At 60.0% G+C, this 18,161-nt stretch carries 19 protein-coding genes; 7 read left to right on the top strand and 12 right to left on the bottom strand.

Features of this window, described 5'->3' with window-relative positions; translation table 11 throughout:
* Window positions 1-52 precede the first annotated feature (52 nt).
* Window positions 53-1,324, top strand: coding sequence for a protein kinase domain-containing protein (locus ACILSR_RS13340; protein ID WP_395750275.1), 1,272 nt, complete (start codon window positions 53-55; stop codon window positions 1,322-1,324).
* Between the two features lie 411 nt (window positions 1,325-1,735).
* Here the strand turns inward: ACILSR_RS13340 and ACILSR_RS13345 are convergent, their stop codons facing one another.
* Window positions 1,736-2,767 carry a Gfo/Idh/MocA family protein gene (locus ACILSR_RS13345; protein ID WP_395750276.1) on the bottom strand — a complete coding sequence of 344 codons (1,032 nt, stop codon included), beginning with the start codon at window positions 2,765-2,767 and terminating at the stop codon, window positions 1,736-1,738.
* A 46-nt stretch (window positions 2,768-2,813) separates the two neighbouring features.
* Between ACILSR_RS13345 and ACILSR_RS13350 the strand changes: the two genes are divergently transcribed.
* On the top strand, window positions 2,814-3,269 hold the full coding sequence (locus tag ACILSR_RS13350) for an MOSC domain-containing protein (RefSeq protein WP_395750277.1): 456 nt from the start codon (window positions 2,814-2,816) through the stop codon (window positions 3,267-3,269).
* Window positions 3,266-3,847, top strand: a complete 582-nt coding sequence (locus tag ACILSR_RS13355; protein ID WP_395750278.1) for a molybdenum cofactor guanylyltransferase — start codon at window positions 3,266-3,268, stop codon at window positions 3,845-3,847. The genes ACILSR_RS13350 and ACILSR_RS13355 overlap by 4 nt, the downstream gene beginning before the upstream one ends.
* A 27-nt stretch (window positions 3,848-3,874) precedes the next feature.
* On the opposite strand, the gene ACILSR_RS13360 is transcribed toward ACILSR_RS13355, so the two are convergent.
* The 6 genes from ACILSR_RS13360 to ACILSR_RS13385 form a co-directional block, all read right to left on the bottom strand.
* Complete coding sequence (locus ACILSR_RS13360) at window positions 3,875-4,420, bottom strand: hypothetical protein (RefSeq protein WP_395750279.1); 546 nt, start codon at window positions 4,418-4,420, stop codon at window positions 3,875-3,877.
* 102 nt (window positions 4,421-4,522) lie between these two features.
* Complete coding sequence (locus ACILSR_RS13365) at window positions 4,523-4,870, bottom strand: DUF5329 family protein (RefSeq protein WP_395750280.1); 348 nt, start codon at window positions 4,868-4,870, stop codon at window positions 4,523-4,525.
* Window positions 4,871-4,911: 41 nt separating this feature from the next.
* Window positions 4,912-5,397, bottom strand: coding sequence for a hypothetical protein (locus ACILSR_RS13370; protein ID WP_395750281.1), 486 nt, complete (start codon window positions 5,395-5,397; stop codon window positions 4,912-4,914).
* 85 nt (window positions 5,398-5,482) lie between these two features.
* Window positions 5,483-6,208: a 16S rRNA (uracil(1498)-N(3))-methyltransferase gene (locus ACILSR_RS13375; RefSeq protein WP_395750282.1), complete on the bottom strand. Its 726-nt coding sequence runs from the start codon at window positions 6,206-6,208 to the stop codon at window positions 5,483-5,485.
* Between the two features lie 233 nt (window positions 6,209-6,441).
* A complete protein-coding gene (locus ACILSR_RS13380) occupies window positions 6,442-7,734 on the bottom strand; it encodes an aminopeptidase P family protein (protein WP_395750283.1) in 1,293 nt (430 codons plus the stop codon).
* Window positions 7,735-7,812: 78 nt separating this feature from the next.
* On the bottom strand, window positions 7,813-8,598 hold the full coding sequence (locus ACILSR_RS13385) for a hypothetical protein (RefSeq protein WP_395750284.1): 786 nt from the start codon (window positions 8,596-8,598) through the stop codon (window positions 7,813-7,815).
* A gap of 334 nt (window positions 8,599-8,932) precedes the next feature.
* Here ACILSR_RS13385 and ACILSR_RS13390 point away from each other — a divergent pair, with 334 nt between their 5' ends.
* Complete coding sequence (locus tag ACILSR_RS13390; protein WP_395750285.1) at window positions 8,933-9,355, top strand: type II toxin-antitoxin system VapC family toxin; 423 nt, start codon at window positions 8,933-8,935, stop codon at window positions 9,353-9,355.
* Between the two features lie 9 nt (window positions 9,356-9,364).
* Here ACILSR_RS13390 and ACILSR_RS13395 read toward each other — a convergent pair whose 3' ends face one another.
* The 3 genes from ACILSR_RS13395 to ACILSR_RS13405 form a co-directional block, all read right to left on the bottom strand.
* Window positions 9,365-10,483 carry a PDZ domain-containing protein gene (locus ACILSR_RS13395; RefSeq protein WP_395750286.1) on the bottom strand — a complete coding sequence of 373 codons (1,119 nt, stop codon included), beginning with the start codon at window positions 10,481-10,483 and terminating at the stop codon, window positions 9,365-9,367.
* Window positions 10,484-10,486: 3 nt separating this feature from the next.
* Window positions 10,487-11,380 (bottom strand): S1C family serine protease, encoded by an 894-nt coding sequence (locus ACILSR_RS13400; protein ID WP_395750287.1) that lies wholly within the window; start codon window positions 11,378-11,380, stop codon window positions 10,487-10,489.
* A gap of 169 nt (window positions 11,381-11,549) precedes the next feature.
* A complete protein-coding gene (locus ACILSR_RS13405; RefSeq protein WP_395750288.1) occupies window positions 11,550-12,269 on the bottom strand; it encodes a hypothetical protein in 720 nt (239 codons plus the stop codon).
* A gap of 182 nt (window positions 12,270-12,451) precedes the next feature.
* On the opposite strand from ACILSR_RS13405, the gene lpdA reads away from it, so the two are divergent.
* A complete protein-coding gene (gene lpdA, locus ACILSR_RS13410) occupies window positions 12,452-13,828 on the top strand; it encodes a dihydrolipoyl dehydrogenase (protein WP_395750289.1) in 1,377 nt (458 codons plus the stop codon).
* 58 nt (window positions 13,829-13,886) lie between these two features.
* On the opposite strand, the gene ACILSR_RS13415 is transcribed toward lpdA, so the two are convergent.
* Window positions 13,887-14,615 carry a hypothetical protein gene (locus tag ACILSR_RS13415; RefSeq protein ID WP_395750290.1) on the bottom strand — a complete coding sequence of 243 codons (729 nt, stop codon included), beginning with the start codon at window positions 14,613-14,615 and terminating at the stop codon, window positions 13,887-13,889.
* Window positions 14,616-14,892: 277 nt separating this feature from the next.
* On the opposite strand from ACILSR_RS13415, the gene ACILSR_RS13420 reads away from it, so the two are divergent.
* Window positions 14,893-15,339, top strand: coding sequence for a hypothetical protein (locus ACILSR_RS13420; RefSeq protein WP_395750291.1), 447 nt, complete (start codon window positions 14,893-14,895; stop codon window positions 15,337-15,339).
* 167 nt (window positions 15,340-15,506) lie between these two features.
* Here ACILSR_RS13420 and ACILSR_RS13425 read toward each other — a convergent pair whose 3' ends face one another.
* Complete coding sequence (locus ACILSR_RS13425) at window positions 15,507-16,976, bottom strand: PQQ-binding-like beta-propeller repeat protein (protein ID WP_395750292.1); 1,470 nt, start codon at window positions 16,974-16,976, stop codon at window positions 15,507-15,509.
* Between the two features lie 96 nt (window positions 16,977-17,072).
* Between ACILSR_RS13425 and ACILSR_RS13430 the strand changes: the two genes are divergently transcribed.
* A complete protein-coding gene (locus tag ACILSR_RS13430) occupies window positions 17,073-18,044 on the top strand; it encodes an amidohydrolase family protein (protein WP_395750293.1) in 972 nt (323 codons plus the stop codon).
* Window positions 18,045-18,161 lie beyond the last annotated feature (117 nt).

Raw genomic sequence — 18,161 nt, forward strand, 5'->3', positions numbered from 1 at the left:
CACAGTACTCCCGATGCGTCTCACCGGTCATTCCATCACCACACCGCCCGCCGTGGCACGTTCCGCCCCGCCTTCGCCGCAGGAACTCTCCGCCATGATGCCTTTCGGCCGTTATTCGGTCCAGGCCCAGGTGGGCATCGGCGGGATGGGCACGGTTTACCGGGGCACCCAGCTCAGCCTCGCCCGACCCGTCGCCATCAAGGTGCTGCGTGTAAGTGACGGCTTCGACTTCGCCTTTGAGGATCGCTTCCGCCGTGAGGCGCGGGCCATGGCCACGCTCAATCACCCGAACATCGTCGCCATTTACGACTACGGCCACATCGGCACGGAGTTCCTGTTCTTCGTCATGGAGTTCGTGGACGGCACGGATCTCGGCGAAATCATGCGCACTGGCCGCATGACCCGCGAGCTCGCCCTGCAGCTGCTTCCGCAAATCTGCGCCGGACTCGAATACGCCCACTCCAAAGGCATCGTCCACCGGGACATCAAGCCCGCCAACATCATGCTCACCCGTCAGGGAGAGGTGAAGATCACCGACTTCGGTCTGGCCAAAGACGTCATGCGCGCCCCTTCCATGGTCACGGAGACGCACATGGTCATGGGCACCCCCGAATACGCCGCCCCTGAACAGTTCAATGCCCACCGCGACGTCGATCATCGTGCGGACATCTACGCCTTTGGCGTTCTCATGTACCAGATGCTCACCGGAGCACTCCCCCGTGGCTCCTGGCAGCCGCCTTCCTCGCTGGTGCCCGGCATCGACCCCCGACTCGACGCCGTCATCGTCCGTGCCTTGATGACGGACCGCCAGCATCGCTACCAGTCCATGGGAGACATGCGCCGCGTCATCGAGGCCGCCCTCGCGCCGGCGGCCCACACGCCCAGCCGCCCACTGCCTGTCGCCAAGCCCTCCGCCGGACGCATCCTCCTGCTTGAGGACGATCTCATGGTGCGCGATCTCCTGCGCCGCGCTCTGGAAAAAGCCTCCTTTGAAGTCGTGGAAACCGGCGATGGCAAGGACACCCTGCGCCTCTACCAGGAGGCGATGCAGCAGGGCCGACCCTATGACCTCGCCATTCTGGACCTCACCATTCCGGATGGCATGTGCGGGCGCGAGACCATGCTCTACCTCCGCCGTCTTGATCCCAACATTCTCGCCATCGTTTCCTCCGGCTATCGCGACGACGCCGTCATGAAAGACTGCGCCGCCTACGGCTTTGCCGCCGCCCTGCCGAAGCCCTATCAGGTCGAAGGTCTGCTGCAGATCGTGAACGGCGCCCTCGCCGTGGGCCGCCGGCGCACACCGCTGCCGGGCGTGGTTTAGGCGGTGTTTGAAAACCGCTGTGCGGACTGCGCAGCTCCAGCCTTTCTGGCGGAGCGCGGGCCTCCGAGCCCGCAGCACTCCGCTCCCATGAAAAGCGCCGCGTTTTCCCATCAGCCTCCGCCTTGAGTGCTGCGGCGCTTTTTTCTGTTAAGAGCAGTTCTCGAAAAGATTGTCATATTGAACCGGCGAGCGCAGCGGCCCCAGTGGCAAGGCGGGAGCGCCGCCTGCTATTTAAAAATAACAGGCAAGCGACCAACGCAGCCACTGGGGCCGCTCCGCCGTCCGGGCAATGTGACAAGATTTTTGAGAGTTGGTCTAAGAGCAGCTGGTGTGAATGATCCCACGTAGAGTGCTTGCCACCTGCTGCGGGCTCGGAGGCCCGCGCTCCATTGAGGCGTTTTCAAACACCGCTTACACCACCCGCAACGCCGCCTGGGCATCCATCGCCTGCCACACGGCCTGCACCACGCGCATGTAGTTCATGCCTTCGTTGAAATCCGGACGCGGTCTCGGCGCTTTGGCATCACGCACTGCGGCGATAAAATCCCGCTCCACCGTCCAGCTCCGCTGCATCTCCGTGGGAATGGAAACCGACTCCATCTTGCCGCCACGTTTGCCCATCTGCAGGTCGTCCGTGTTGAAATCATAGCTCAGCGTGCCCTCGGAGCCAAAGATCCACAGCTTGTCCGTGGGCGCATGCGCCGCCACGCCGCTGAAGAGCATCGTGGCCTCGATGCCGCTGCGAAATTTCGCCATCACATGCACAAAGTCAGGAATGTCCACCTCCACACCCGCGCGTTCCGGGATCACCACATTGCCGCGCGCTTCCACTTCCACGATGTGCCCCAGCCACTGCTGCAGCACCTCGGTGTAGATGCCCAGCGTGAGAATCTGAATCCCGCTCAGCTCGGACTGCTGCCGCCAGTGCGCGGGCTTGGCCGCGTCCAGCCACGCATCATTGAAGCTGTGCAGCAGCACCTGGTGCGGCGTGCCGATCGCTCCTTCCGCCAGCAGCTTCTTCACCAGCTCCCCGCCCTTCATGCCCTGCGGTGCCGGACAGATCGCCGTGACCAGTTCAGGATAACGGATGGACGCCTCCCACATCTGGTTCGCCTCCGGCACAGACGCCGCCATGCGTGCCTGCGTAAAGACGTGCTTCCCGTGCTGCAGCGCATAGCAGGTCATTTCAGAGTGCATGTACGGGTGCGTGCCGATCCACACCACATCCACCTCATCGCTCGATGCCAGCTCCTCCCAGCGTTCCACCGCCTTCGCTTCCGGCGCAAACTCCCGGCAGAAGGCCTCGGCACTCTCCACGGACCGATTTGTGACCTGCACGATTTGCACGTTTGGAATGGCCCGCAGTCCTGGGATGTGGCGGGATTTGACGATGCCTCCGGCGCCAATGATGCCGATGCGGATGGGTTGCTCTGTTGCGTTCATAGACGTATGGATAAGCAGCACGTTGGACCCAACATCCAATCCCCGCATGCAAATCCTGCACATCTTCATTTCCCCAGAGCACATCTACGTCGGTCATCACGGCCAGCCGCCCGGCACCACGCCCACCATCGAAGTGCCTGAGGTTGAATGCGTTGCCGGCAAGGGCCTGCGTGGCGATCGCTATTTCGGCTGGAAGGATGACTACAAGGGCCAGGTGACCTTCTTCGAGCATGAGCAGTACGAGCGCCTTTGTGAGCAGTTCAGCGTCATGGGCGTGCCGCCTTCGGCCTTCCGCCGCAACATCATCACCAAGGGCATCGACCTCAACACGCTCATCGGCACCGAATTCGAGGTGCAGGGCGTTCGTTTTCTCGGCACGCAGGAGGCCGCTCCCTGCCACTGGATGAACCAGGCCTTCGCCGAAGGCGCCGAAGCCGCCCTCAAAGGCCACGGCGGCCTGCGCGCCAAAATTTTGACCGACGGTACCCTCCGCCCCTCATGAACACTCCCTTCGCCGCCGCACTGCTGGCAGGTGGCCGCTCCACCCGCATGAAACAGGACAAAGCCCTGCTCCACTGGCATGGCCAGGATCTCTGGCAGGCGCAGCTTCACAAGCTCCAGTCCCTCGGTGCTGAGCGCGTGCTCCTCTCCTGCCGCGGCGACCAGCCCCTCTATGTGAGTCCCAGCGATGAAGTGGAAATCGTGCTCGATCCCGAAGACGCGGATGAAGGCCCCATCGGCGCCATCACCCGCTGCTTGGAGCAGGTGCAGATGCCCCTCCTCGTGCTCGCCGTGGACATGCCCTGGATGACCGCCGCCTTTCTGCGCGAGCAGCTTCACAAGCACGACAGCCCGGACAAAGGCTGGTTCTTTCGCGGCCCTCATGGAGACGAAGCCCTGGCCGGCCTCTACGTTCCCTCCATGCTGCCCCTCATGCAGGACGCGCTCGCCAAAAAAGACTTCAAACTCCAGCACATCATCGAAGCCGCCGTCCATACCGGCCTCGCCATCACCCATACGCTGGGAGACGAGCAGATGCCCTTCTTCCACAACGTGAACACGCCGGCGGATTTGAAGTGATCCTCGCTTCCCGGCGGGCGCATCAGGTCACTTGGCGGATTCCTTGGGCCGGGACACCGTCGTGGTGGAATACAATGACGGCAGTTCCTTGAAGAGGTAATAACCCGTGTAGCCGTCCTGGAGCAGCAGATACCTTTGGATTCCAAAAGTGCTCGCCTCTCCAACACAGCCAAATTGCGAGCACACCCGCTCCTCCGCAAACTGCTTCAGCTTCTCTTCGGTAAAGCGGCTCTTTTCCTTCGGATCCAGGGCGATGAGTCCGGCCATGCCATACAGCCGCTGCTCTGGGAACTCGGCCTGCTCAAACAGATCATTCAAGAACGACTTCGCTTCACGGTCGTACCGCACGAGCGTCGTGAGTGCCCAGCAGGCATCGGTCGGCGTTCCTCCTTCCCCAACGCCACGCGAGGCAAAGACCTGGGTGTTGTAAAGGATGTCCCTGGCTTTGTTGATGAGCTTCGCTGCGTCCGGCCCCCCTTTTTTCAAGAGTGCTTCTTCACCGGCCAGTTCCGCATGCAGAACCGGAAGTGCCATGAGCGTGAACACCGTCAGGAGGAGAAGGTGGAGGCGCATGAGGTGAGTTTTCATGCCCCAGAGTAAAGCCGGGTGGGGCAATGGGACAAGGCCATTGAGAGTTCTCCCAATCGATGCTGCATGTGCCTGGAAACAGTCCGCTCACATCTTCTTCAGCTGCGCCGTCAGATACTCCCCGCACGGCACCTCTTTCCCATCCTTGAAACGAATCACGTACGCTTTGCCGGAAGTGCCCGAGGTGGACGCCACCTTGGCGATGAAGTCCGCCGCCGTTTTCACCTCCTTGTCAGCCCGGTCCCATTTCGCGCGCAAAAACTTCGCTGCATTCGCCGCAGTGTATTCACTGCCATTCCGGATGAAGGTCGCGCCTTCCAATCCCTGAATGTGCGAGATCAGCGCTTCGATCTTCGCCTTCTCCGTCTCCGCTGCCGGGAGCGTGCAGCACAAAGCTAGGAGGCACAAAAGCTGGAGAATGAGTTTGGGTGTCATGGTCAGATAATTAAACGCCCCCGCTGGCGCATGCACGCGCATCAATTTTGGGCTGACCGGAGCGGTATCAATTTGATCGTTCCAATATGAGAGCGTTCTTTGCCCGCCAAATCTGTTTCTGCAAAGGATTGAGGGTGATATCCGCTGGCCTGGATTAGGAATTTGGAAATTCGTGTGCCTGTCTGGTCGCCAATGGAACCGGAGCAAGGAGCAAAGAAAACCTTGGTCAGAAGGAAATTGTATGTGGCCCTCAGCCGGAAGCTGCCGTCAGCGTGGGTCTTGGTCCGTGGATAAATCGGCTTTAGCTTCGCCTCGACTCTCACTGCCATTGGATTGATGTTCTGATCCCAGTCATAGGAAGCCCCTGAAACCGTGGCTTTGGGGACCGGCGCTCCAGTCGTGGAATCAATGACTCTGCCCAGCACTTCGGCGGATCTGGGAGTGAAGCGCGGATACAGCACAATGCATGATGGTAGCGACAGACAAAGCAGGCTGACCAGAGCGATTGGGAGCAAATTTTGCTTCATGATGAAGTGAACATGGCAGATGGCCCTTCTGCAAACAAGCCATGAAGCAAGCCCTGCGGGGGAAGAAACAAACCACCGAACCTGTTCAGCGCATTTCATGCCCCAGAATCGCCAGCGTCGCGATGCTGGCCGTTTCTGCTCGCAGCACCAGCGGCCCCAGCGTTACGGGCACATAGCCTGCCGAAAAAGCCTGCGCTTCTTCCTCCGCAGTAAAGTCACCTTCAGGCCCGATCAGCACCGCCACGCTGCGCGGCTTCGTTGCTGGCAGCGCCTGCTTCAGAGTGCGGCTGTGTTCGCTGAGCGCCGGTATAAGTTTGAACTCCGCCTCAAACTTCAGCGCCTTGGAAAAAGGCAGTGGCGCATGCAGCTCCGGCACAAACGGCGTGTGGCACTGCTTCGCGCTCTCGATCATGTGCCGCCGCCACTTCCCCAGCTTCTTCTCCGTCTGCGCCGCATCGAGATGAATCACCGTCCGCTCCGTGATGACCGGTTGCACGCTCGCCGCTCCCAGCTCCACCGCCTTCTCCAGCAGCCACTCAAAAGGCTCGCCTTTGATCAGCGCAGGCAGCAGGTGAATCGAGGTCTGGAATGCCTCGACGCATGTTTCAGACACAATCTTCGCCTGCACCTCCGCTTTGGAAACATGCGTGATCTCGCACACGGCCACACGGCCCGCGCCATCGAAGATCTCGATGCTGTCCCCCGCCTCCTTCCGCATCACCCGGCTGCAATGCTGCGCCTCATCACCACTCAGCGTGAGGTGAGGCACAGACCATTCAGCAGCGGGAAGATGAAAGCGCGGCAGCGACATGGGAAAATGACGAACGACAACAAGGAGAGTTAAACAATCGTTTGGATGTAACGGCGCTTATGTTTAACCACAGAGGCACGATGACCACAGAGGTCGGAATTGAAGCCGGATTGGGAACTCTGTGTTCATCGTGCCTCTGTGGTGAATTTCATTGCTGAGATGAAGGCCTATTTTCGCTGATCACGGTATGAATGACAGTCCGGCAGTCTGGACCATTCGACATTCTGCATTCGTCATTTCTTTTTCATCAACTCTTCAATCTCATCCGCCTCGATCGGGATGTGCGCCATGAGGTCGATGTTTTCCGTCTCGCCAATGAAGATGTTGTTTTCCAGGCGCACGCCCAGCTTCTCCTCCCGGATGTAGATGCCCGGCTCCACCGTGAAGACCATGCCCGGCTGCACCGGCTTCCACATGTGCCCCACGTCATGCACATCGATTCCCAGCGGATGCGAAGTGCCATGCGGGAAATACTTTTTGTACGCCGGCTTTTCAGGATCCTGCTTGGCGATGTCTTCTTCAGTGATCAACCCAAGTCCCAGCAGCTCCTTCTCCATCAGCTTGCCCACCTGCTCCTGATACTCACGAATGATCACGCCGGGGCGCAGCATCTTGCAGCACTCTTTGAAGACGCGCAGCACCGCTTCGTACACCTGGCGCTGGCGCGGGGTGAACTTGCCATTCACCGGGATCGTGCGCGTCAGGTCGGCGTTGTAGTTGCCGTAGTTCGCCGCCACATCCAGCAGCAGCATATCACCATCCTCGCATTGGCAGTGATTGGTGATGTAGTGCAGCACGCAGGCGTTTTTTCCCGTGGCGATGATCGGTGTGTAGGCAAACCCGCGCCCGCGCTGGCGGATGAACTCATGGCAAAGCTCCGCCTCGATCTCAAACTCGTGCACCCCCGGCTTCACAAACTTCAGCAGCCGGTCAAAGCCGTCTCCCGTGATGCGGATGGCCTCGTTCAGCGCCGTGATTTCATGCGGACTCTTGATCACCCGCAGCTCATGCATCAGCTGCGCCAGCCGGCGGTAGTCATGCAGCGGATACTCGCGCTGGCAGCGCTGCGTGAAGCGCATCTCCCGCGTTTCCGTGGGGATGGTGGCGCGCGTGTGCTCGTTCGAGTTCAGGAAGACATGGTCCGCCTGGCACATCACGCTGCGGAACTGCACCTCAAAATCTTCCAGCCAGTGCACGCGCTCGATGCCGCTGCGCTCCTTCGCCTGCGCCTTCGTCAGCTTCTCGCCTTCCCATACGGCGATGTGCTCGTTCGTCTCCCGCACAAACAGCATCTCACGCTGCTTCGGATCCGCCGCATCCGGAAAGAGCACGAGGATCGTCTCCTCCTGGTCAATCCCGCTCAGGTAAAACTGATCGCTGTTCTGGATGAAGCTCAGCGAGCCATCCGCATTCGTCGGCAGCACATCATTGGCATGAACAATGACCACCGACTGCGGCGGCAGTTTGGCATACAGGTGCTTACGGTTGGAAACAAACAGTTCGGCAGGCAGAGGTTGGTAGCGCATAGGAGTAGGGCAAGCGTCCCGCTTGCATCAGGAGGCGATTTTGGCTGGCTTTCTCCGAAAGTCGAGCCTTGGACCGAGTTAAGGTGTATTGCTGGTTTTGAGCTCCCGCAGCATCCGTTCAATGTCCTGCAAAGAGGGGCTGAAAGACTCGTCGGGAAAGGTGTTGAGCCGTTTCTCCCCGTCCACGACCGCCTTCTCCTCATCCTGCCCCTCGACCTCGGCGCAGGTGGCGTCCCTGGATTTCAGCAGAGGGTGCGCAACTTTCAGCTCTGCCGAGATGCAGAAGCCGCCCTTGCCTAGCAGGGCATCATTCGAAATCCCGCGGATCCAAAGGCGCAAATCATCACGGTTCGGCGGTGGCGGATGCGCCTCCTGCGTGTACTGCGCCAGCATCATCACCGCCTTCCCCCAGGGAAGGTCGAGGCAGCGAAACTTCGCCCGGACGTAAACACTGGCGTTCGCAAAAAGAAAATCCGGCTGCGGCGGGTCCGGATACGCTGCCGGCTTCGAGCTGATGAAGTCCTTCATGTTCGAAAGTCCGCGCGCAAATCCGGGATAGTCCCTCTGCAGCACTTCCGAACGGGAAGGCACATGGATCACCCTCATGGCGCCCTCGGTTCCGAAGTGGATCACCTCGGTTTCCGGCTGCACACGCCACGCAGTTTCCAGGGCGTTCATCTGTTTTTGCTTCGCCTGCTCAGCACTCAGGGCCGGCACGACCGAACGGCTCGTGACGCTCAAAGAACGAGGCACAAAGCCCATTGCCACTGGTGGCGGTCCTCCCGAATCCGTGGTCGCGCAGTGGCAAAGACAGCCGCAGATCAGAGCCAGTGCAATCGTATTGGCAGATCGAAAAACGTTCATGGTTCGAATCGAGTGCCTGACTCTGCATCGAAGCCCGCCACCTGCACTCCCTTTATTCCGCCGGCACCGCCTTGAGGTGCAGACAGGCCGGGAAAGGCGGTCCTTGAATTTGAAGGGGGCGGGTGTAGTATCAAAAGCATGTCTCCTGGATCTACACAACCTGTCAGCGTGCCTGTCGGCAACGCTCAGGGGCTGACCCTCCACCCAAAACGGGAATGGATGAGCACCTTCGGAGCTTTCGCCGAGGATCCGATTTTTGAATCAGCGATGGAAGCGGGAGAGGCGTGGGCAAAAACGCAGACTTGGGAGAAAGAGCAGGCAGCGCTGAAGCCTCATGCTGGTCTTTGATGGCAACATACTGCGGCAGTTTCTGAGCGCTTCGGAGCCAGGTGAACGCTTGCGCGCCCGAGTGGATGCGTCCGGTGATGACGCCTCTCTGACCGTGGTCACCATTGAGGAGACCATGCGTGGATGGCTGGCGGAACTGAATCGCAGGTCGGGGGATCCGCACGAGCAAATCGGAGTTTACAGGCGCATGCACACGAGTGTGGATGTGTTTGCAAAATGGACAGTGCTGGGCTGGGATACGGAATCGGCCGATCTTTTTCTGAAACTGCGCCGCGAAAATGTGCGCATCGGGACGCGTGATTTGAAAATCGCCTGCATCACGCTTGCGCATGATGCGGTGCTGCTGACACGGAACACCGTGGATTTTGCACAGGTGCCTGGGCTGCGATTTGAAAACTGGGCGGATTAGAACGGTGCCTCACTCCGCCGGCACCGCCTTCGGTGGATGGCGGTCCTCCTTCATCCATTGCTGTGCCTCGGTCCAAAACGCCTCCACCGGCAGGGCAAAGGTGGTCACACGGTCCACTCGGGCGATGTTGATGCCCACCACCTTGCCTTCCAGCGTCGCCACCGGGCCGCCCATGTCCGTGGGCAGCAGCGGGATGTCATGCTGCAGCACCTCGGGAAAATTGTCGCTGCGCAGGGAGACCCCGCCGTTCGCGAAATCTTCCCCCTCCCAGTTTTGCAGCACCTTGGTGCGGCTGGCCAGGCGGACGCGGCAGCTTTCCTCCTTGTCCTTGCGCAGGTAGCGCACATCGATGATCTCGCCCGGCTGCCGCTTGTTCACGATGTCATGCACCCGGCGGAACTCCACCACCTTCTCGCCTGCGATCGTCAGCAAAATGTCGTCTTCCTGCAGGCCGGCGGCTTCCGCGGGACTTTCGCTCGCGATGCCCACGATGCGCACCCCTTTGCCATCCTTCGTGGATTTTTCATCCATGCGGATGCCAAGCGCCGCGCCAGTGCCGGCAATGCGCCGGTTTTTCGCGCTCACAATGCCGATGCGTGGCTCGGTCCCGGAGTCTGCCACGCTGCACAGCCACTGCCCCAGGGTGAGCGTCCGCGCTCCTCCAAACGAAACCGCACGCAGTCCGGTTATCCCCACCGCCTGCGCCAGCAGCAGGTCCAGCCGCGTCTCCCGGTGCACTTCCCGCAGGTCCGCGGTGCGCCCGTCGCTAAACTTGATCCGTGCTTTTTGCAGCTCCGGCACTTCACTCGCCTTGAGCAGGACATACCCGTCCTCCCCCACGATGGTCGCCGTGCAGATGGGCCGTCCGAGCAGGCTCTCAATGCGTGCTGCACAGGCGGCCGTGAGAGGCTTGAGCTTCTCCACTGCGGCAAGCGTCTGCTTCCCGTTCGTCCGCTGCTCCGCGGGCAGTGTGCCACGTGGTGCATCCGCCTGGGCCCAGACAGTGCTGAAGAGAAACAGGATGGCGGAATGCCGCACACCGAATTTTTGAAATCCGAATGCCGCAGACGCCCGCGCATGGCGCGCTGCGGCCCCTTCCTTCGGCATTCTGCATTCGTCCTTCGTCATGGCTTATTGTCCTTCTTCCTGCGGCTTTTGGGCCAGTTGCACGGACACATCCCGTTCTTTGCCGTGCGTCCGCAGCCGGATCTTGAGCGTGTCGCCTGCGGCTCGTGCGCGCACCGTGGCGCTGAATTGCTGCTGGTCCGTCATGGCCTCGCCATTCACGCTGAGAATGATGTCCCCGGAGCGGATGCTGGCCTTCACGGCAGGGGAACCATCGATCACGTCCGCCACCGTCAGCTCCAGGTCGTCGTTCATCACCGTGGCCACCCCGAGATAGCCGCCGGCGCCTATCCCCCACGTCTTGATCACCTGAGATTTTTGCATGGCATCCCAGGACCGCAGGAAAGGAGCCATCGAGACATGCACGTTCTGGTCCCGCCCCTCCCAGATCTGGCTGTGAATGCCGATCACCTCGCCATTGAAGTTAAAGAGCGGGCCGCCCGAGTCCCCGCCCATCAGAATGCAGTCCGTATGCAGGCTGTTGGCCGTCTGCTTGATGATCTTGCCCACCCGCAGCACCGGCCCCCGTGCCTTTTCAAAGCCACCAGGATGGCCGAGCGCAAAGCACCACTCGCCAGGCTGCGCTTTCGCCACTTCACGGCTCAGATTCACAAAAGGCCAGGGCTTCCCGCGGTCTTTCAGCTGGGCCAGTGCGGCGTCCGTCGTCTTGTCCAGTCCCAGAGATTTGGCCGTGGTCACGCTGCCGTCTTCAAAAATCACCCGCATCTCCTTGCCCGGTCCGTTGGGCACATGCGCCGCCGTCAGCAGCAGCCCGTCCGCGGAAATGATCACCCCGCTGGCCGTGCCACCTCCCGTTTGGATGGCCACCACCGCGGTCCGCACCTTGGGCAGCAGCTTCTGCACATCACTCTGCACTTTGAGCAGGGCCGCGATGTCCATTTTGCCTCCCTTGCTTTCCGCCTGTCGATCAGCCGACCGTACCTGCCCGGAGAGCAAGATAAGGGTGGAAAAAAGCAAAAAAGTGGAGCGCATGAAACGGCAGCCTGAATACCAACGGTCCGAACCTTTGAAAATTGTCAGCGTACAGTGTTCAATTCCGCCCACCCTGTCAATCCTCCATCGGCTCCCATAAACGGTCCGCCGGAGGGAGCAAGGCTGAGGCACCCGGCGGCACCAGCGCAATGACGAGGTCCACCGGTATAATAACTCCATCCAGGTCGCGGCGGAAGTTTCGCGCATGGGCGTCCGTCACCAGCACACCGTCCCGCTGCCGGTACCACGTCACCCCATGCACCTCGGGATTGATGATGTGGACATCATCCACCCGCTCAAACCCGTGCGCCTCGAAAAAGGCCTCCGCGTCCTCCAGCGTCGCAGGCAGATTCTCATCTTCCGGGATGAACGGCTGCTCCACCGCCATCTGGGGTTCCCGGTCGGAGCCGGTCACTTTGCCGAGGTAGTGAGTCGTCATCCCGAACACATCATCCATAACAGCCCAGCGGCGAAGATACTCCGAAGGCAGCGCCGCCCGCATCATGAGCCGGGTTTTGTTCTGAAAGGTGCGCGGATCCAGCAATTTCGTCTCATCCATGATCCTCCCGTAAAAGCCGGGCAGGGTGTGTTTGAGGACGGTTTCTGACTGGTCAGGAATGAAAACCGTGTGCTCTCCTCCGACGAAAGAAGGCGGATAGGCTGGAATCCCGACTTCAGATTCTTCCAAAAGGCGGCTCAGCTCACTCTCGCGGGCGGCGGGGATGAGCTTGCCCGATTGGCAGCCAAAATGGAGCGAATGGCCTGCTCCCGCGAGACGCGCGGCTGATTGGAGCAAATCGCCCGTAACTTTTTTGGGTCCGTGATGATGACCGCCTTGGGTTTCATGCTCGTACCATAAACATAGGGCACAAATCCGCCAGCGGGAAATGCCCAGCCCCGGGAACCCTGATTCCCCGGTTGAACATCCCTCCGGCCTGCGCTTCTCTCGGACGTCTTACCCCCACACATACTGTTTACATGAACTACGACCTCATCGTCATCGGCGGCGGGCCTGCGGGCTACGTCGGAGCCATCCGCGCAGCTCAACTCGGCAAAAAAGTGGCCTGCGTGGAAAACGACCGCGCCGGTGGCACCTGCCTGAACTGGGGCTGCATTCCCACCAAGGCCCTGCTGAAGAACGCCGAGCTTTACCACACCCTCACCCACCGCGCCGAGGAGTTCGGCCTCAAGATCGGCAGCGTCGAGTACGACTGGTCCAAGGTCATCGGCCGCAGCCGTGGCGTCAGCGACAAGCTGAACAAGGGCATCGAGTTCCTGTTCAAGAAAAACAAGGTGGACTACCTCAAAGGCACCGCCAGCATCCCTGCCGCCGGCAAGGTCGAAGTGACCGCCGCAGACGGCAAAAAGGAAACTCACGACGCGGCGAACATCCTCATCACCACCGGTGCCAAGAGCCGCCCCATGCCCGGTTTCCCCTTCAATGGCAAGACCGTCATCGGCAGCAAGGAAGCCATGACCCTCGCCACTCAGCCCAAGAGCGTCATCGTCATCGGCGCGGGCGCCATCGGCATCGAGTTCGCCTACTTCTTCAACGCCTACGGCACCAAGGTGACCGTCGTTGAAATGCTGCCGGACATCCTTCCCGTGGAAGACACCGAAGTCAGCAAGACCCTGGAAAAGAGCCTCACCAAGGCCGGCATCCGCATCCTCACCAACACCAAAGTCACCGGCACCTCCGAAGACGGCAAGGGTGTCAAAATCACCGTCGAAGGCGCGGCCAATGAAACCCTCGAGGCGGACGTCTGCCTCGTCGCCATCGGCGTCGCCCCCGTGCTGCCCGGCGGCATCGAGATCAAGCTCACCGACCGCGGCTGGCTCCAGACCGACGACCGTTATCAAACCTCCGTCAAAGGCATCTACGGTGCCGGCGACATCATCGGGCCGCCCTGGCTCGCCCACGTGGCCAGCTACGAGGCCGTGCAGTGCGTCGAAGGTCTCTTCACCAAGCACAAGCCCAAGAAAGTCGGCGTCTTCCCCGGCTGCACCTATTGCCATCCGCAGGTGGCCAGCATCGGCCTCACCGAGCGCGCCGCCAAGGAAAAGGGCCTCAAGTTCAAGGTCGGCAAGTTCCCCTACGTCGCCAGCGGCAAGGCCCTCGCCGCCGCGGAGCCCGAAGGCTTCGTCAAGATCCTCTACGGCGAGCCGCACGGTGAGATCATCGGCGCGCACATGATCGGAGCCGAAAGCACCGAGATGATCGCCGAGATCGGCCTCGCCATGAATCTCGAAGCCACCTGGGACGAAATCGAAGCCACCATCCACGCCCATCCGACCCTGTCGGAAATGGTCAAGGAGGCTACGGAAGTCGCCAAGGGGCATCCGATTCACGTGTGAGTGTACGGAGCTGACATTTCTGATCACTTATGCGGGCAGCCAGAGATGGCTGCCCGCTTTAGCAACAAGGCGGAGGTGGGAAAACAGGAGACGACCTGGTCAGCCGTTCCATCTCCTCTTTTCGCGCTGCGCGGGCGTTTGGATCGCTGAGAAAACTAAATCTTGCCCCTTGCGGCGCTCTGGAAGGATACAAATAGCCCGCTTCCAACAGGCGTAGTCGTGATTCCCCGATTAGATCCTGATCGAGAACATCCTGGTAACCGAAGCCTGGAAGTCCGGCTAAAATAATCGGCTTCTTCATTTTTTGCGCACGGGCAATCGTCATCTCGAGCAACCAGAAAAAGTGATGGGCGTGAATGTTCTCAAATTGCAATTGCCCATCGGTCACCGGTGTTTCGAAAGAAGTTTGTTTGCCGCCAAATTGCAGGGTTATGACCTCTCCGACCTTCAGAACCGGATTGAAAATCGCATACGCTGAAGCCCAAGCATCGTCCGTTCGGCCGTGTTGCAACACTTCCGGCATGACGTTGGAGGCAAGTGGAAAAGGACTCCATGAAGGTGTCATTGTGAGGGGGGCAGTGGGCAGAACGTATTTGCGTGTCAGATCACAGCGTCTTCGTGTCTCCCAAACGGTGTCACTTTGATCTTCAACATTGATCAGCCAGCCGAAATGCCCGGTAAAGAAATCCGCTGTGATCTGATTCTTTAGGGGCCATTCCTTCAGAACACCTATCAGATAGCAAAAGGTGTGAACTGGTTCGGCACTGAGTTCTTCGAAGGTGTACATATCACACAATGAAGAGTTCGAGATGCTTCTTCAAGGCCGTTGGACTTCAGGGCACGCTGAGATGCCGCCTTGCGCACCCAATCTTTGCCTCTAACATCAGGTAAGATGTCACCCGCCGCTCAATCTCTACTGAACATGAACCGCTTGAATCGCACAGCGATTTCGGTGGGCACGTTCGAGGATCAGCGGCGTGAGGATTACGAATACTGGATGTCGCGTCCGGCGCGTGAGCGCTTCCTAGGCATCGAAAAACTACGACTCGCTTACTATGGAGAGGATGCTCTCAGACGATCTGACCGAGTTTTTGAGGTATCTCAACGAGGAGAAGGTTGAGTACCTCTTGATCGGCGGCTGGGCAGTGGGATACCACGGCTACCCGCGGCTGACCCAGGACATGGATGTCTGGGTGGAGATGAGTGTCGAGAACACTCGGCGCATCCTGAAAAGCTTGGAAAGATTTGGCTTAAAACCGGGCATGGTCGATGAATCCTTGTTTCTCAAACCTGGAAACATTGTGCGTTTTGGGTTCCCGCCGAATCGGATCGAAATCCTCAATCAGATTTCAGGCGTCGAATTTGCTGAATGCGTTTCACGTAAACAAATGGCCGATTTCGATGGCCTGACGGTGCCGGTTATTGCGCTCGAAGACTTGATCCGCAACAAACGGGCAAGTGGCCGGCACAAGGATTTGGCGGATATTGAAGGGCTGAACGCGGACGAATAAGGCATCCAAGCCCGCAGATCCTCACAAGGAGTCGCTTATCATCCTCGTATAGGCTCTCCACTCTCCACCATGAACCGCCGCCAGTTGCTCCACACCGCCTACGCTGCCGCTCGTGGTAATCTGCCTCGCCGGCTTTGCCATTTGGACATCGCAAAGCCATTGAATCATCAAGGCAGCGCCAGCGCCCAGAGCTGCTTCATCGTCGCGACATAGACGACACCATTCGCGATGGTCGTGCTCGCGCTGATGGGGGCTTTGAGTTCGAGATTGCAGAGCACCTTTTTCTCACGGCCGGTGGCCAGTACACAGAAGTTTCCTTTGCGGGTGCCGAGGTAGATCTTGCCGTCCGCGATCACCGGAGAGGCCCAGAAAGTGCCATTCATCGCGTGGGTCCAGATGCCTTCGCCCGTTTTCTCATCGACACAATGCACCACGCCGTCGGCATCGGTGGCATAGACGAGGCCGTCGTGCACGGCGGCGGTGGTCAGTGTGTGTTTGCCGAGGGGGTGGCTCCATATCTCTTTGCCATCGTGCGGATCGACGCATTTGAGCCATGATTCGTTTTTGCCCCAGAACACATCGCCGCCGCCAGCGATGAAAAGCTTGCCACCGGCGAGCACCGGCATGCCGTAAATGTTGCTCGGCCCTTCCAGCTTGTTCTGCGTGAACTGGTGCACCTGTGTCTTGGGCGCGGTGGGGTCGAGGTCGTACTGCCACCGCTTCGTCAGCGTCACCACCGCATCGGTGGGCGATGCGCTCTCCAGCGTTTCGAAGGCGTAGGTGATGCCATTGCCGCCGCAAAAGAAGATCGTGGGCTTGCCATCCACTTCCGCGAAGCTCGGTGAGGACCAGGTCGCGTGGAAGATGTTTGGCGCGATGTGCTCGTCATCCCGCGCGAGGTATTTGCCCGTGTTTTTGTCCACCACGATCAGGCTCGGCGCGTCCGGCTTGCGGATGAAACGATGCGTGTTGTCAACGCCGGTGCCGGTGTTCAGGTACAGGTGGTCGCCGCGGATGAGGATGGAGCTGTGCGCGTTGTCATGACACCAGATGCCGCAGGCCTCTTTCATGTCCAGCAGCCACACAATGTCCGCATCCAGCGGGCCGGGCGTCAGCGCGGGCTGATCCCGCAGGGCCAGGTGTTTGCCTTCATCCTGATAGGGACCGTCGTTGCCATTGGCCATGCCATGCACGTCCAGGCACACGACTTCGCCGCGATTCGTCACCAGATACGCGCGATCACCCTCCACCGTGGCTTCAGATGACATGCCCACGTCCGGCCAGTCGAAGTATTTGTCGTCCTCCAGCTTCGGCACCACGAGCTGCCACAAAAGATGTCCGTCTTTCTCATCCAGGCACATGAATACGCCCCGATCACCGACGTGCTTCGGATCACGCGGGTTGGCGTTGTTGGTGCCGATGAAGATGCGCCCGCCTGCCACCACCGGCGTGGAGTGCCCCTGCGTGCCGAGATCCATCACCCACTTCACATTTTGTCTTGTGATGGGATCAAAATTCTCCGGCAGGTGCTTTTCGTCTGAAACGAGATTGCGCGTCCAGGCCTGGCCCCACTGGGGTTGATCGGCGGCAAACGACAGGATGGGAAGCAGGGTAAACGCGACGCGGAAGAAGGACATTGAGCTTCCAACGCCGCAGTTTCAGCAATTCACTCAGGCAAGGTTTGAAACGAGATGACAAGGTGCCGTTGGGTGGCGCGTACAGCCTCCTAACCCATGAACCGCCGCCAGTTCCTCCACACCGCCACCGCTTCCGCCGCAGCTCTCACTGCCTCTTCCTGCACCACAACCACCCGGCGCGCAGACAAGCTCATCATCGACACCCACCAGCACCTCTGGGGCGGCGACTTCGTGAATCCTCCGTGGCTTAAAACAGCGCCCGAAGTGCTGCGGCATAATTATCTCACCCCGGAATATCAGGAAGCCACTCACGGCCTGAACGTCAAAGCCATCTACATGGAGGTCGATGTGGCTCCCCAGGATCACATCAAAGAAGCAGACGCCATCGTCGCGCAAATCCGTGCGCGCAACACCCCCACCGTCGCCGCCACCATCGGCGGCCGCCCCGCTTCCGCCGATTTCGAAAGCTACGTGCAGCGCTACGCGGGCACGGGCATCGTCAAAGGCCTGCGCCAGGTCCTGCACGGCCCCTCCACGCCCGCAGGCTACTGCCTGCGCCCAGACTTCGTACGCGGCGTTCAGACCCTCGGTAAACACCGCCTCAACTTCGAACTCACCATGCGCCCCACGGAATTGCACGATGCCGTGAAGCTCATCCAGCAGTGCCCGGAAACACACTTTGTTCTCGACCACTGCGGCAATGGCGATCCCAAAGCCTTCAATCCCAAACTCGGCCCCGGCTTGAAACGAAGCTGCACCGCCGACGGCTGGAAACGCGGCATTGATGCCGTTGCCGCACAGCCCGGAGTCATGTGCAAGATCAGCGGCATCGTCGCCTTCGTGCCACCCGGCGAATGGCGCGCCGAAGACCTTGCCCCGGTCGTCAACCACTGCCTCGATGCCTTCGGCCCCGACCGCGTCTTCTTCGGCGGCGACTGGCCCGTCTGCCTCCTCGGCAGCCGAGTCCGCGGCTGGGTCGAAGCCTTGGATCAGATCGTGGCATCACGCCCCTTCGCAGATCAGCGCAAGCTGTGGTCCAAAAACGCCATCAAGTTTTACAAGCTCTAACCAGCATTTCTCACACCACTGGGAATCTGCGAATAACGTGTGGCACGCTTGGATGTAGCTCGGTATTCCGATACCGAGTCGGCACCTTCGCGGAATCGGAATTCCGCTCTACATCGC

Origin of the sequence: Prosthecobacter sp. (genome assembly GCF_044222565.1) — a bacterium.
Taxonomy (GTDB): Bacteria; Verrucomicrobiota; Verrucomicrobiia; order Verrucomicrobiales; family Verrucomicrobiaceae; genus Prosthecobacter.